At 59.5% G+C, this 14,892-nt stretch carries 13 protein-coding genes and 1 other RNA gene; 10 read left to right on the plus strand and 4 right to left on the minus strand.

The window, feature by feature from the left end:
• The first annotated feature begins 92 nt into the window (after nucleotides 1-92).
• Nucleotides 93-875 carry an oxidative stress defense protein gene (locus tag AB8W27_RS03625; protein WP_015742412.1) on the plus strand — a complete coding sequence of 261 codons (783 nt, stop codon included), beginning with the start codon at nucleotides 93-95 and terminating at the stop codon, nucleotides 873-875.
• A 28-nt stretch (nucleotides 876-903) separates the two neighbouring features.
• On the opposite strand, the gene argP is transcribed toward AB8W27_RS03625, so the two are convergent.
• On the minus strand, nucleotides 904-1,797 hold the full coding sequence (gene argP, locus AB8W27_RS03630) for a DNA-binding transcriptional regulator ArgP (protein WP_007701437.1): 894 nt from the start codon (nucleotides 1,795-1,797) through the stop codon (nucleotides 904-906).
• 167 nt (nucleotides 1,798-1,964) lie between these two features.
• Here argP and rpiA point away from each other — a divergent pair, with 167 nt between their 5' ends.
• Together rpiA and serA are read left to right on the plus strand one after the other, a co-directional pair.
• The gene (rpiA, locus tag AB8W27_RS03635; protein ID WP_041924207.1) at nucleotides 1,965-2,624 is read left to right on the plus strand and encodes a ribose-5-phosphate isomerase RpiA; all 660 of its coding nucleotides are present in this window, start codon (nucleotides 1,965-1,967) and stop codon (nucleotides 2,622-2,624) included.
• Nucleotides 2,625-2,892: 268 nt separating this feature from the next.
• Nucleotides 2,893-4,131 carry a phosphoglycerate dehydrogenase gene (gene serA / locus AB8W27_RS03640; protein ID WP_041923900.1) on the plus strand — a complete coding sequence of 413 codons (1,239 nt, stop codon included), beginning with the start codon at nucleotides 2,893-2,895 and terminating at the stop codon, nucleotides 4,129-4,131.
• Between the two features lie 80 nt (nucleotides 4,132-4,211).
• Here serA and AB8W27_RS03645 read toward each other — a convergent pair whose 3' ends face one another.
• The 3 genes from AB8W27_RS03645 to zapA form a co-directional block, all read right to left on the minus strand.
• The gene (locus AB8W27_RS03645; protein WP_041923899.1) at nucleotides 4,212-4,808 is read right to left on the minus strand and encodes a 5-formyltetrahydrofolate cyclo-ligase; all 597 of its coding nucleotides are present in this window, start codon (nucleotides 4,806-4,808) and stop codon (nucleotides 4,212-4,214) included.
• Nucleotides 4,809-4,824: 16 nt separating this feature from the next.
• A non-coding RNA gene (gene ssrS / locus AB8W27_RS03650) (6S RNA) lies at nucleotides 4,825-5,008 on the minus strand.
• A gap of 42 nt (nucleotides 5,009-5,050) precedes the next feature.
• Entirely contained in the window at nucleotides 5,051-5,380 is a 330-nt protein-coding gene (zapA, locus tag AB8W27_RS03655) for a cell division protein ZapA (RefSeq protein ID WP_004385658.1), read from the minus strand.
• Between the two features lie 161 nt (nucleotides 5,381-5,541).
• Between zapA and AB8W27_RS03660 the strand changes: the two genes are divergently transcribed.
• From AB8W27_RS03660 to gcvP, 7 genes are all read left to right on the plus strand, one after another.
• Nucleotides 5,542-6,120, plus strand: a complete 579-nt coding sequence (locus AB8W27_RS03660; protein WP_007701424.1) for a YecA family protein — start codon at nucleotides 5,542-5,544, stop codon at nucleotides 6,118-6,120.
• Nucleotides 6,121-6,143: 23 nt separating this feature from the next.
• Nucleotides 6,144-7,460 (plus strand): Xaa-Pro aminopeptidase, encoded by a 1,317-nt coding sequence (gene pepP / locus AB8W27_RS03665; protein ID WP_015742408.1) that lies wholly within the window; start codon nucleotides 6,144-6,146, stop codon nucleotides 7,458-7,460.
• The gene (gene ubiH, locus AB8W27_RS03670) at nucleotides 7,457-8,635 is read left to right on the plus strand and encodes a 2-octaprenyl-6-methoxyphenyl hydroxylase (protein WP_041923898.1); all 1,179 of its coding nucleotides are present in this window, start codon (nucleotides 7,457-7,459) and stop codon (nucleotides 8,633-8,635) included. Before pepP ends, ubiH begins: the two co-directional genes overlap by 4 nt.
• 10 nt (nucleotides 8,636-8,645) lie before the next feature.
• Nucleotides 8,646-9,848: an FAD-dependent 2-octaprenylphenol hydroxylase gene (gene ubiI / locus AB8W27_RS03675; RefSeq protein WP_015742406.1), complete on the plus strand. Its 1,203-nt coding sequence runs from the start codon at nucleotides 8,646-8,648 to the stop codon at nucleotides 9,846-9,848.
• A 422-nt stretch (nucleotides 9,849-10,270) separates the two neighbouring features.
• Entirely contained in the window at nucleotides 10,271-11,368 is a 1,098-nt protein-coding gene (gcvT, locus tag AB8W27_RS03680; protein WP_015742404.1) for a glycine cleavage system aminomethyltransferase GcvT, read from the plus strand.
• 23 nt (nucleotides 11,369-11,391) lie between these two features.
• Nucleotides 11,392-11,781 (plus strand): glycine cleavage system protein GcvH, encoded by a 390-nt coding sequence (gene gcvH / locus AB8W27_RS03685; protein WP_015742403.1) that lies wholly within the window; start codon nucleotides 11,392-11,394, stop codon nucleotides 11,779-11,781.
• Nucleotides 11,782-11,913: 132 nt separating this feature from the next.
• Nucleotides 11,914-14,787 carry an aminomethyl-transferring glycine dehydrogenase gene (gene gcvP / locus AB8W27_RS03690; protein ID WP_041923897.1) on the plus strand — a complete coding sequence of 958 codons (2,874 nt, stop codon included), beginning with the start codon at nucleotides 11,914-11,916 and terminating at the stop codon, nucleotides 14,785-14,787.
• Nucleotides 14,788-14,892: the final 105 nt, after the last annotated feature.

The raw sequence follows: 14,892 nt of genomic DNA on the forward strand, positions 1-14,892 counted from the left end.
GGACATTCGGCGTTGAGCCGCTAAGCTTGCAGGCAGATGCCCGACTCTCTCTGGCGGGCGGTTTTACTTGCACGCAGCATGGAGGAAGAACAGTGAAGTTTAAAGTGATGGCCCTTGCGGCAATGATTGGTTTTGGCGTGACGTCCGTTCAGGCGAATGAACTGCCCAACGGCCCGCATATTGTCACCTCCGGCACGGCGAGCGTGGATGCGGTACCGGATATCGCGACGCTGTCTATTGAGGTCAACGTCTCTGCGAAAGACGCGGCATCCGCGAAAAAACAGGCGGACGATCGCGTGGCGCAGTATCTGACTTACCTGCAGAACAACGGCGTCGAGAAAAAAGACGTGAACGCCGCCAACCTGCGTACCCAGCCGGAATATGAGTATCTCAAGGATGGCAAAACCCAGCTGAAGGGGTATCGCGCGGTACGCACCGTTGACGTGACGTTGCGCAAACTCGATAAACTGAACGAGCTGCTGGATGGCGCGCTGAAAGCGGGCCTCAATGAAATCCGCTCGGTTTCCCTGGGCGTGGCGCATCCGGATGAATATAAAGATAAAGCGCGCAAAGCGGCTATTGACGACGCGGTGCGTCAGGCGCAGCAACTGGCGAGCGGCTTTAATAGCAAGCTTGGTCCGGTTTACAGCGTGCGCTACCACGTTTCTAACTACCAGCCGACCCCGGTGATGCGCATGATGAAAGCCGAAGCGGCGGCGCCGGCCTCCGCGCAGGACACTTACGATCAGCAGACTATCCAGTTTGACGATCAGGTGGATGTGGTGTTTGAACTCCAGCCTTCTCAGGCGCAGAACGGTACGGCGAACCCGGGTACCGCGCCTGCGGCGACCAACGCGCCATCACAGCAGCAGTAAACGAAAAACCCGCCACCTGGCGGGTTTTTTAATCCTGACGCAGTACCTTGCGCCCGTAATCCAGCAGCGCGTCGGTGACCTTGCGCATCATACGGCTCTCCGGCGCGAAGCGGTGCCAGAAGAGCATCCGGCGCTGGTAAAGCCCGGGCGTCAGGTCGATAAGCTCGCCGCTTTGCAGCTCTTTTTCAATCTGCAGATGCGGGATCATACAGCACGTCGTGCCCTGGCGGGCCAGCTGTACGAAGGCTTCCGACGAGTTAACGATGTGGCAGGGCACGCTGCCCGGCGGCAGATCGAAATTCTGCTGTAAAAACGCCTGATGCATATCATCCAGGTGGTCGAAGGCGACAGCGGGCGCTTTCAGGAGCGACGCGCGCGTTACGCCGTTCGGGAAGTAGCGATCGGCAAAGGGTTTAGAGGCGACGAAGAGATAGTCCAGCGCGCCCAGTTGATCGACAAGACAGCTCGGCAACGCCTGAGGCTGAATACTCACCGCGCCCACCACTTCGCCGCGGCGCAGCCGCTCCTGGGTGCGGGTTTCATCTTCGACCTGCAAATTGAGGCGTACCGGCGAATCCGCCAGCACGGGTGCCAGCGCGGGCAGGAGCCAGGTCGCGAGACTGTCGGCGTTAACCGCGAGCGACAGCAGCAGCGGCGTCGAGCCGGTCTGTTCATCGCCCAGCCACTCTTCTTCCAGCAGCTCGACCTGGCGCAGCAGGGCCAGCAACTTTTGCCCCTGCTCGGTGGGTCGCGGCGGCACAGTACGCACCAGCAACGGCTGACCGAACGTATTTTCCAGTTGTTTAATACGTTGCGATACAGCGGACTGCGTAATACACAGCTTTTGTGCGGCGCGCTCAAACCCGCGCTCTCTTATCACCGCATCCAGCGCCTGTAGTGTTCTGTAGTCCGGGCGTTTCATCTCTGTGGTGTGCTCCCTGTCTCGTTATGTTTCGCACTATGACATAAATTTGCACCGGATACAGACCCAAACGCAAACATCGGAGCTGTGCCGCAGAATGACTCGCCCATTGCGTGACGGGTTGTTTTATAATGCGTCACAGTTTTTACACCACAGGCAAAATTCTCATGACGCAGGATGAACTTAAAAAAGCCGTCGGCTGGGCCGCACTTCAGTATGTCGAGCCGGGCACGATTGTCGGCGTAGGCACAGGCTCCACCGCTGCGCATTTTATCGACGCGCTGGGCACCATGAAAAACGAGATTGAAGGAGCGGTTTCGAGCTCTGACGCCTCTACCGAAAAGCTCAAAAGCTTAGGCATTACCGTTTTCGATCTTAACGAGGTGGATTCTCTCGGCATCTATGTGGATGGCGCTGATGAGATCAACGGCCAGATGCAGATGATCAAAGGCGGCGGCGCGGCGCTGACCCGCGAGAAAATCATCGCGTCGGTGGCGAAAAAGTTCATCTGTATTGCGGATGCGTCCAAGCAGGTGGATGTGCTCGGCAACTTCCCGCTACCGGTGGAAGTGATCCCGATGGCCCGTAGCGCGGTCGCGCGTCAGCTCGTGAAGCTCGGCGGGCGTCCGGAGTATCGTCAGGGCGTGGTGACCGATAACGGCAACGTGATTCTCGATGTCTACGGTATGGCCATTCTCGATCCGATTGCGCTGGAGAATGCCATTAACGGCATTCCGGGCGTTGTCACCGTTGGGCTTTTTGCGAACCGCGGCGCGGACGTGGCGCTGATCGGCACCGCCGACGGCGTGAAAACCATCGTGAAATGATCTGACCGGGGCGCTTCGGCGCCCCTGCGGTTAAAAAAAATTCCCCGCCTGAATTTGGTGACATCTCTCACATTTTTGTTTCCATCCTGTTAATCCTTCCGTCATATTTCTGCCATGCAACATTTTCTCCTGCCTTTTATCTCTGCGTGATGTTTCTTCAACGTCGCGACGCAAACGTTCATATTGCCGGAAACGCAAATTTTGATATGTTGGCAGAAGGCTGGCTTATTTCAGCTTCATAACAGTTCAGACAAGACAGGGTCGGGAAATGGCAAAAGTATCGCTGGAGAAAGACAAAATTAAATTCTTGCTGGTGGAAGGGGTTCACCAGAAAGCCATCGATAATCTGCGCGCTGCAGGTTATACCAACATTGAATATCACAAGGGCGCGCTCGACAGCGAACAGCTGAAAGCGTCCATCCGCGATGCGCACTTTATCGGCCTGCGATCCCGTACTCATCTGACTGAAGAGATTTTTGCCGCGGCGGAAAAACTGGTCGCGGTCGGCTGCTTCTGCATCGGCACCAACCAGGTGGATCTGAACGCGGCGGCGAAGCGCGGCATTCCGGTCTTTAACGCGCCATTCTCCAACACTCGCTCAGTGGCCGAGCTGGTGATCGGCGAATTGCTGCTGCTGCTGCGCGGTATTCCGGAAGCGAACGCCAAAGCGCATCGCGGCATCTGGAATAAACTGGCGACGGGTTCGTTTGAAGCGCGCGGTAAGAAACTGGGCATTATCGGCTACGGCCATATCGGTACCCAGCTCGGTATCCTCGCGGAATCACTCGGGATGAACGTGTTTTTCTACGATATCGAAAGCAAGCTGCCGCTCGGCAACGCCACCCAGGTCCAGCATCTCTCCGATCTGCTTAACATGAGTGATGTGGTGAGCCTGCACGTGCCGGAAAACGCCTCGACCAAAAACATGATTAGCGCGGAAGAGCTGGCGCTGATGAAGCCCGGCGCGCTGCTCATCAACGCCGCACGCGGTACGGTGGTGGATATCCCGGCGCTGTGCGAAGCGCTTTCCAGCAAACATCTGGCGGGCGCGGCGATTGACGTCTTCCCGGTTGAGCCTGCGACCAACAGCGATCCGTTTAATTCGCCGCTGTGCGAGTTCGATAACGTGATCCTGACGCCGCACATCGGCGGTTCAACCCAGGAGGCGCAGGAAAATATCGGTCTGGAAGTGGCGGGCAAACTCGCGAAATACTCCGACAACGGCTCGACGCTCTCAGCGGTCAATTTCCCGGAAGTTTCTTTGCCGCTGCACGGCGGCAGCGTCAGCCGTCTGCTGCACATTCACGAAAACCGTCCTGGCGTGCTGACTGCCATCAACCAGATTTTCGCCGAGCAGGGCATTAACATCGCGGCGCAGTATCTGCAAACCACGCCGCAGATGGGCTATGTGGTGATTGATGTGGATGCGCCGGAAGATATCGCGTACAACGCGCTGCAAAGCATGAAGGCGATTCAGGGTACGATCCGCGCGCGCCTGCTTTACTGATGTTACATGGCCGGGAATTTTATCCGGCCTGCTGAAACACATTTTGAACCGGGTTAGCGTAAGCGACCCGGTTTTTTATTTCACCAGCGCCAGGTTTTCGTCGGCGTCACCATCGCGGGCAGCGGAATATCCCACTCCTGCACCGGGAGGCTTTCCACCTGCTGACAATCGTGCGCGTAGCCGACCGGCAAGAATCCGTGCGCGCGCCAGTTTTGCAACGTGCGATCGTAAAAGCCGCCGCCCATGCCGAGGCGCTGTCCTGCGCGGTCAAACGCGACCAGCGGGGTTATCAGCACGTCGAGGCGGTCTAAAGGCAGCACATGGCGCACATCCAGCGCAGGCTCAAGGATTTTCAGACGATTTGTGGCGAGCAGGCTGTCCGGCAGATAACGCAGAAACAGCAAATTGCCGGGGCTGAAAGGGTGAAGCACGGGCAGGCAAACCTGTTTTCCGGCGCGCCATAATCCTTCAATCAGCGGGCGGGTATCGAGCTCGCCATCAAAAGAGAGAAACACCGCGACGCTTTTCGCTTCCACCACGGGGGCGAAGCCCAGCATACGCGCGGCAGCCTGTTCGGCGAAATGCGCCTGTTGGTCGGCCGTCAGCGCACGGCGCTTATCGCGGATTTCTTTACGGATTTTCTGACGAAGGTCTGAAGTAACGGGACGTTGTGTCATGGTAGTAAAAGAAGGAGGAATCTCCGAGATGCCGCCGCAGGCTGTAACCCTTGAACCCGTGGTTCAAGGTGAATGCGTCGTCACGGTTTTCAGGCTTCTCGGACGAACCGAGCATGCTCACCAACCGTGGAGCGTCACATTCTGTTTTTTTGAAATATCGGCTCAGGGGACTGGCCCGCTTGCGAACATCTCAGAGAAATTTTTTACTTCACGGTCACTCTACCATAGTAAACCCTGAAGCGTTATTCAAACTTTGGCTCCGCTCTTTCGCTTATGCGACCTTGCTCAAGTAATGCTTGTTCAATGGTCTGCTGGAGCATCCGGATACGCTGTTCCATGTTGGCCGCGTAGTCACGGGTTTTCACTTTTTCCTGAGCCAGTTCATAACAGATGTTTAATGCTGCGATGAAAACTAACTGCTCAGTATTGGTGACTCTAGTGCGAACTTTCAGATCTTGCAACCGTTGATTCAGCTCGTCCGCAGCCTGATTCAGTGCATCTCGCTGTTCAGGCGGGCAATTCACCCGCAGTGAACGCCCAAAAATTTGGATATCGACTGGTTGTGCAGACATTCCACTTTCCTGCTGTTGACTCGCCAACCATTCGCGCCGGGGCTGCGAAGGGGCGACACTATAGCTACCCTGATATGAAGACACAAGCCCTTTTCTGGTATCACCAGGGCACGAAGTGGTAGCATAACACGAACTCCTCCTCCCAACGACGACGAATGCGCATGTCTATACAGAACGAAATGCCTGGTTACGACGAGGTCGGCCAGTTGCTCAATCAGCAAGGCGTGGGCCTGACCCCCGCAGAAATGCACGGCCTTATCAGTGGAATCCTGTGCGGCGGCAATCATGACAGCAGTTGGCAACCGCTGCTGCACGACCTGACCAACGAGGGGCTGGCATTCGGCCAGCAGCTCGCTCAGGCGCTGCGTCAGCTGCACGCCGCCACCAGCGATACGCTGGAGGATGACGGTTTTATGTTCCAGCTCTGGCTGCCGGACGGCGACGACGTGTCGGTCTTTGATCGCGCTGACGCGCTGGCAGGTTGGGTGAACCATTTCCTGCTGGGCCTCGGCGTGACGCAGCCGAAGCTCGACAAAATCACTGGCGAAACCGGCGAAGCCATCGACGATCTGCGCAACATCGCCCAGCTCGGCTATGACGAAGGCGAAGATCAGGAGGAACTGGAGATGTCGCTTGAGGAGATCATCGAGTATGTGCGCGTCGCGGCGCTGCTCTGCCACGACACCTTTACGCGCCAGTCACCGACCGCGCCGGAAGTGAAAAAGCCCACGCTTCACTAAAATTCGTTTACTCAGGAGGTGCAATGACACAGCAAGAGTTTCTGCGACGCCGTCAGGCGTTGCTGGCGAAAATGGCCCCGGCCAGCGCGGCGCTGATTTTCGCCGCGCCGGAAGCGACGCGCAGCGCCGACAGCGAATACCCTTACCGCCAGAGCAGCGATTTCTGGTACTTCACCGGCTTCAATGAACCCGAAGCGGTGCTGGTGCTTATCAAAAGCGATGAAACGCACAGTCATAGCGTTATCTTCAACCGTCTGCGCGATAAAACCGCGGAGATCTGGTTTGGCCGTCGTCTCGGCCAGGAGGCGGCCCCGGCGAAGCTTGGCGTCGACCGGGCGCTGGCGTTCAACGAAATCGACGAGCAGCTTTATCAGTTGCTGAACGGGCTGGATGTGGTCTACCACGCGCAGGGCGAATACCCCTACGCCGACGCCATCGTGTTCACTGCGCTGGATAAACTGCGCCGCGGCGCACGTCAGAATCTATCCGCGCCCGCCACGCTCACCGACTGGCGCCCCTGGGTACATGAAATGCGCCTGTTTAAATCCCCGGAAGAGCTGGCCGTCATGCGCCGCGCCGGTGAAATCAGCGCGCTGGCGCATATACGCGCCATGCAGACGTGCCGTCCGGGCATGTATGAATACCAGCTGGAAGGCGAAATTCTGCATGAATTCACCCGCCACGGCGCGCGCTTTCCTTCCTACAACACCATCGTGGGCGGCGGCGAAAATGGCTGCATCCTGCATTACACCGAAAACGAAAGCCAGCTGCGCGACGGCGACCTGGTCCTGATCGACGCGGGCTGCGAATACAAAGGCTACGCGGGCGACATCACCCGCACGTTTCCGGTCAACGGTAAATTCACGCCTGCCCAGCGTGCGGTGTATGACATCGTGCTGGAATCGCTGGAAACGGCGCTGCGTCTCTTCCGTCCAGGCACCTCTATTCAGGATGTGACCGGCGACGTGGTGCGCGTGATGGTGAAAGGGCTCGTTGGGCTTGGCATTCTCAAAGGCGACGTAGAGCAGCTGGTCGCGGAAAACGCGCATCGTCCGTACTTTATGCACGGGCTCAGCCACTGGCTGGGGCTGGATGTGCATGATGTCGGCTTCTACGGCCCGGATCGCTCGCGTATCCTGGCGCCAGGCATGGTCATCACCGTTGAGCCGGGGCTTTATATCGCGCCGGACGCCGACGTGCCTGAAGAATACCGCGGTATCGGTATTCGTATCGAAGACGACATCGTCATCACGGAAACCGGCAATGAAAACCTGACCGCCAGCGTGGTGAAATCGGCGGACGATATCGAAGCGCTGATGGCGGCAGCGCCGCGCTCATGAGCGTGATTATCGCTGGCGGCGGTATGGCTGGCGCGACGCTTGCGCTGGCGATCTCCCGCTTTACCCATGGCGCGCTGCCGGTGCATCTGGTGGAAGCCAGCGCGCCGGAATCCGCCGCGCATCCAGGGTTTGACGCTCGCGCCATCGCGCTTGCCGACGGCACCTGCCGCGAGCTGGCGCGCGTTGGCGTCTGGCAGGCGCTCGCGCCCTGCGCTACGCCTATCACCACCGTTCATGTCAGCGATCGCGGTCACGCCGGTTTTGTGACGCTGAACGCGCGCGACTACCAGACACAGGCGCTGGGGAATGTCGTGGAGCTGCACGACGCCGGTCAGCGGCTTTTCAACCTGCTGCGCAAGGCGCCGGGCGTTCATCTGCACTGCCCGGCGCGCGTGACGAGCATTACCCGTCGTGAAGAAGCAGTCACCGTACAGCTTGATAACGGCGACACCCTGGAAGGGCAACTGCTGGTCGCGGCCGACGGTTCGCGCTCCTCGATTGGCGCGCAGTGCGGCATCGAATGGCGCCAGCAGCCTTACCATCAGGCGGCAATCATTGCGAATGTCGCGACTGCGCTGCCGCATCAGGGGCGCGCCTTTGAGCGTTTTACCGAACACGGCCCGCTGGCATTGCTGCCGATGTCGGGCGGTCGCAGTTCGCTCGTCTGGTGCCATCCTCTCGACAAACAGGCTGAAGTGCTTGGCTGGAGCGATGCGCGTTTTTGCCAGGAACTCCAGGCCGCCTTTGGCTGGCGGCTGGGGCGTATCACACACGCGGGCGCGCGCAGCGGTTATCCGCTCGCGTTAAGCCTCGCGTCGCGCGTGATTTCGCACCGCACGGCGCTGGTCGGCAACGCCGCCCAGACGCTGCACCCGATTGCTGGGCAGGGGTTTAACCTTGGGCTGCGCGATGTGATGACGCTCGCCGAGACGCTGTCGCAGGCTTTCGCGCGCGGCGAGGATATCGGCGCGTATCCGGTGCTTGGCGCGTATCAACAACGCCGCGAGCAGGATAAAGCCGCGACGATCGGCGTTACCGACGGGCTGGTGCAGCTGTTCGCCAACCGCTGGTCGCCGCTGGTGGTCGGGCGCAACCTTGGCCTGATGGCCATGGATTTATTTACCCCGGCGCGTGACGCGCTGGCCAGACGCACCCTCGGTTGGGTGCCGCGCTAAGGAGTCGAATGTGCAAAGTGTAGATGTAGCGATTGTCGGCGGCGGCATGGTCGGGCTGGCGGTGGCCTGCGGGCTGGAAGGCAGCGGGCTGCGCGTCGCGGTGCTGGAGCAGCGCGCGCCGGAACCGCTGGACGCGAGCGCGCCTCCGGCGCTGCGCGTGTCGGCAATTAACGCCGCCAGTGAAGCCCTGCTCAAACGGCTCGACGTCTGGGACGCCATTATTCGCCAGCGCGCCGCGCCGTACCACGGCATGGAAGTCTGGGAAAAAGACAGCTTCGGGCGCATCGCGTTTAATGACGAGGCGTTCGGCTTCAGCCATCTCGGGCACATTATCGAAAATCAGGTGATTCACTACGCACTGTGGCAAAAAGCGCAGCAGTGCAAATCGGTGACGCTGATGGCGCCCGCGACGCTGCAACAGGTCGCCTGGGGCGAAAACGAAGCCTTTATCACGCTGGAAGACGGCAACATGCTGACGGCGCGTCTGGTTGTCGGCGCCGATGGCGCAAACTCCTGGCTGCGCGCGAAGGCGGAAATCCCGCTGACGTCCTGGGATTACCAGCATCACGCGCTGGTCGCCACGATCCGCACCGATGAACCACATGGCGGCGTGGCGCGCCAGGCGTTCCACGGCGACGGCATTCTGGCGTTTCTGCCGCTCAGCGACCCGCATCTCTGTTCTATCGTCTGGTCGCTTTCTCCTCAGGAAGCCGACCGGATGCAGCAGGCCCCGGTGTCGGCGTTTAATCAGGCGCTCTGCGTGGCGTTCGATAATCGCCTCGGCTTATGCGCGCTTGAGCGTGAGCGGCAGGTCTTTCCGCTTACCGGCCGCTACGCGCGCCAGTTCGCCGCGCACCGTCTGGCGCTGGTCGGCGACGCGGCGCACACCATTCATCCGCTGGCCGGGCAGGGCGTTAACCTCGGCTTTATGGATGCCGCGGAGTTGATAAGCGAACTGCGCCGTCTGCATCAGCAGGGCAAAGATATCGGGCAGCATCTTTATCTGCGCCGCTACGAACGCAGCCGCAAGCACGCCGCCGCGATGATGCTGGCGGGTATGCAGGGTTTCCGCGAGCTTTTCTCCGGCACGAATCCTGCGAAAAAGCTCCTGCGCGATCTGGGCTTAACGCTTGCCGATAAACTGCCAGGTGTTAAACCACAGTTGATTCGCCAGGCGATGGGGCTTAACGATCTGCCGGAGTGGTTGCGTTAACTACGTCACACTTCTCTTTCCGGTCCCCGGAAAGAGAAGTCTCTCCCCGTTTGAAATATTCTAATTTCACTCTCTTTTTCGGATTAGTTTTTTTAATCTCTCGAAATTTTTTCTTCCATGAATTTCCCCTCAAAACAGCGATTTCTGCCCGCTTATTTTGAAAACACGGTAAAGCGTTAGCGTTTTGGTCGCGCCTGAAACCTTTCAGGCAGTGTTTCATGCTGCGGGATGTAAAACGATTTCTGGTCATAAGCTAATCTGATGGCCCAGCGTGCCTTATGGTTTACGCCCCCGTTCGGTGATAAGTTCAGACGCAAGATAACGTTTGCGTTGCCGCCGGGATCGGCGTCGACGCCGGGTTTCATTCAGGGCGTTGCGCCGTCTGAAACCCACACCAACCCGGCTGACAGGATGAGGAAAAGATGGCTCAACAAACCCCGTTGTATGAACAGCACAACCTCTGCGGCGCGCGCATGGTGGATTTCCACGGCTGGATGATGCCGCTGCATTACGGCTCGCAGATTGATGAACACCATGCGGTACGTAACGACGCGGGGATGTTTGATGTCTCCCACATGACCATTGTCGACCTGCGCGGCGCGCGTACCCGCGAATTCCTGCGCTACTTGCTGGCGAACGATGTGGCGAAGCTGACCCAGCCGGGCAAAGCGCTCTACACCGGCATGCTCAACGCCTCCGGCGGCGTGATTGACGATCTGATTGTTTATTTCATGACAGAAGACTATTTCCGCCTGGTGGTGAACTCCGCCACCCGTGAAAAAGATCTCGCCTGGATCAATGAGCACGCCGAACCGTATGGCGTTTCCGTGACCGTGCGCGACGATCTCTCCCTTATTGCCGTCCAGGGGCCGAACGCGAAGGCGAAAGCCGCCACACTCTTTAACGACGCGCAGCGTAAAGCGACAGACGGCATGAAGCCCTTCTTTGGCGTGCAGGCGGATGACCTGTTTATCGCCACTACCGGCTACACCGGCGAGGCGGGCTATGAAATCGCGATGCCGAATGAAAAAGCGGCCGGATTCTGGAGCCAGCTGGTGGAAGCGGGCGTAAAACCGTGCGGCCTTGGCGCGCGCGATACGCTGCGTCTTGAGGCGGGCATGAATCTTTACGGCCAGGAGATGGACGAAGGCGTTTCGCCGCTCGCCGCCAACATGGGCTGGACAATCGCCTGGCAACCAGAAGATCGCGCATTTATCGGCCGCGACGCGCTGGAAGCCCAGCGTGAAAACGGCACCGAACAGCTGGTTGGTCTGGTGATGACGGAAAAAGGCGTGCTGCGCGGCGAACTGCCGGTGCGTTTCACCGATGACCAGGGCAACGCCCGCGAAGGCATTATCACCAGCGGCACCTTCTCGCCGACGCTTGGCTACAGCATTGCGCTGGCTCGCGTTCCTGCGGGTATCGGCGATACTGCCATTGTGCAGATCCGCAACCGCGAAATGCCCGTGAAAGTCACTAAACCCGTTTTCGTGCGCGCCGGGAAGCCGGTCACGCAGTAAGTTTTGTTATCAGGAGAGAAGCAATGAGCAATGTGCCAAACGAACTGAAATACAGCAAAGAACACGAATGGCTGCGTAAAGAAGCTGACGGCACTTACACCGTCGGGATCACCGAGCACGCGCAGGAGCTGCTGGGCGACATGGTGTTTGTCGACCTGCCGGATGTGGGCACGACCGTTAACGCGGGCGACGACTGCGCTGTCGCGGAATCCGTCAAAGCCGCTTCCGACATCTACGCGCCGGTCAGCGGCGAGATCGTGGCCGTCAACGACGCGCTGAGCGATTCACCCGAGCTGGTCAATAGCGAGCCGTACGGCCAGGGCTGGATTTTCAAAATCAAAGCCAGCGATGAGACCCAAGTGGCCGCGCTGCTGGATGCCAGCGCGTATGAAGCGCTGTTAGAAGACGAGTAATTCACGGGACCACGCCCCTGCGTAACGTCAGGGGCACGCGCGGGCACCGCATTCGCCCGCGCCGCTCCCGGCGGGAGCACGACTTACCATCGCATTTATTTGCCTCACTGCACGTTTCAGGAAATATCGCCCATGACCCAGACCCTGAGCCACCTGGAAAATCGCGACGCTTTTATCGAGCGCCATATCGGACCGGGTGTTGACCAGCAGCAGGAGATGCTGCGCACCGTTGGCGCGGACTCGCTGGATGCGCTGATTTCGCAAATCGTTCCTGCGGATATCCAGCTTGAGACGCCGCCCGATGTCGGCGACGCCGCCACCGAATTCGCCGCGCTGGCGGAGCTCAAAGCCATCGCCGGGCGCAACAAGCGCTTTAAAAACTATATCGGCATGGGCTACACCGCGGTGCACACGCCGCCGGTTATCCTGCGCAATATGCTGGAGAATCCGGGCTGGTACACGGCCTATACGCCGTATCAGCCAGAGGTGTCGCAGGGGCGTCTTGAAGCGCTGCTGAATTTCCAGCAGGTAACGCTGGATCTGACGGGGCTGGATATCGCCTCCGCCTCGCTGCTGGATGAAGCCACCGCGGCGGCGGAAGCCATGGCGATGGCCAAACGCGTCAGCAAACTGAAAAACGCCAACCGTTTCTTCGTGGCCGCCGATGTGCATCCGCAGACGCTGGATGTAGTCCGCACCCGCGCCGAAACGTTCGGCTTTGAGGTGATCGTCGATGACGCGCCAAAGGCGCTCGATCATCAGGATCTCTTCGGCGTGCTGTTGCAGCAGGTCGGCACTACCGGTGAAGTGCATGACTACCGCGAACTGATAAGCGAGCTGAAATCCCGCAAAGTGATTGTGAGCGTGGCGGCCGATTTTATGGCGCTGGTGCTCCTGACCGCGCCTGGTAAACAGGGCGCCGATATCGTCTTCGGCTCCGCCCAGCGTTTCGGCGTACCGATGGGCTACGGCGGCCCGCATGCCGCGTTCTTTGCCGCCAGCGATGAATTTAAACGCTCTATGCCCGGGCGCATTATCGGCGTGTCGAAAGACGCCGCCGGACGCACCGCGCTGCGTATGGCGATGCAGACGCGCGAGCAGCACATTCGCCGCGAGAAAGCGAACTCCAACATCTGTACCTCTCAGGTGCTGCTGGCCAATATCGCGAGCCTCTATGCCGTATTCCACGGCCCGGCAGGGCTGAAGCGCATCGCCAGCCGCATTCACCGTTTCGCCGATATCCTGGCCGCGGGCCTGCAACAGAAAGGGCTGAAGCTGCGTCACGCCACCTGGTTCGATACCCTGTGCGTTGACGTGGCGGATAAAGCCGCTGTGCTGGCGCGCGCGCAAGCCAGTGAAATCAACCTGCGCAGCGATATTCCGGGCGCGGTGGGCATCACGCTTGATGAAACCACCACCCGCGCCGACGTGCTGGCGCTGCTTCGCGCGATCGCGGGCGACGACGCGGCGGTGGATATCGACGCGCTGGATAAAGACGTGGCGCATGACAGCCGCTCGATTCCGCCCGCGATGCTTCGCGACGACGCGATCCTGACGCATCCGGTCTTTAACCGCTACCACAGCGAAACCGAGATGATGCGCTATATGCACAGCCTGGAGCGTAAAGATCTGGCGCTGAATCAGGCGATGATCCCGCTTGGCTCCTGCACCATGAAACTTAACGCGGCGGCGGAAATGATCCCCATCACCTGGCCGGAATTCGCCGAGCTGCATCCGTTCTGTCCGGCGGATCAGGCGGAAGGGTATCTGCAAATGATTAGCCAGCTCTCCGACTGGCTGGTGAAACTCACCGGCTACGACGCGCTCTGCATGCAGCCAAACTCCGGCGCGCAGGGTGAATACGCGGGCCTGCTGGCGATTCGCCATTATCACGAGAGCCGCAACGAAGGCCATCGCGATATCTGCCTTATCCCGAGCTCCGCGCACGGCACCAACCCGGCGTCGGCGCAGATGGCGGGGATGCAGGTGGTGGTGGTCGCCTGTGATAAGCAGGGCAATATCGATCTCGCCGATCTGCGCGCCAAAGCTGAAACGGCGGGCGATAAGCTCTCCTGCATCATGGTGACCTACCCGTCCACCCACGGCGTGTATGAAGAAACCATCCGCGAAGTGTGTAACATCGTGCATCAATACGGCGGCCAGGTTTACCTCGACGGCGCCAACATGAACGCCCAGGTGGGCATCACCTCGCCGGGCTACATCGGCGCGGATGTGTCGCACCTTAACCTGCATAAAACGTTCTGCATTCCGCACGGCGGCGGCGGTCCGGGCATGGGCCCGATTGGCGTGAAAGCGCATCTGGCGCCGTTCGTACCGGGCCACAGCGTGGTGCAGATTGAGGGCATGCTGACTTCGCAGGGCGCGGTTTCCGCCGCACCGTTCGGCAGCGCGTCGATCCTGCCGATAAGCTGGATGTATATCCGCATGATGGGCGCGCAGGGGCTGAAAAAAGCGAGCCAGACGGCCATTCTCAATGCGAACTACATCGCCAGCCGCCTGAAAGACGCCTATCCGGTGCTCTACACCGGCCGCGATGGCCGCGTGGCGCACGAATGCATTCTGGATATTCGTCCGCTGAAAGAGACGACCGGTATCAGCGAGCTGGATATCGCCAAGCGCCTTATCGACTACGGTTTCCACGCGCCGACCATGTCCTTCCCTGTGGCGGGCACGCTGATGGTCGAGCCGACGGAATCGGAAAGCAAAACCGAGCTGGACCGCTTTATCGACGCGATGCTTTCGATCCGCAGTGAAATCGACCGCGTGGCGCAGGGCGAGTGGCCGCAGGACGACAACCCGCTGGTAAACGCGCCGCATGTACAGCGCGAACTGGCGCAGGCGTGGGACCATGCTTACAGCCGCGAGCTGGCGGCCTTCCCGGCGGGCTTTGAGAATAAATACTGGCCGACCGTGAAGCGTCTCGATGATGTCTACGGCGACCGTAATCTCTTCTGCTCCTGTGTGCCGATGAGCGAATACCAGTAACATCAGGCACAAGAAGTCACATCACAAAGGGCGCTTCGGCGCCCTTTTTTATTACGCGCTGCCCGCTTTTATAGCCACACTACCTGATTGGTAGAGTGTCCCTGT

The organism is Cronobacter turicensis (assembly GCF_041222865.1).
Classification (GTDB): domain Bacteria; phylum Pseudomonadota; class Gammaproteobacteria; order Enterobacterales; family Enterobacteriaceae; genus Cronobacter; species Cronobacter turicensis.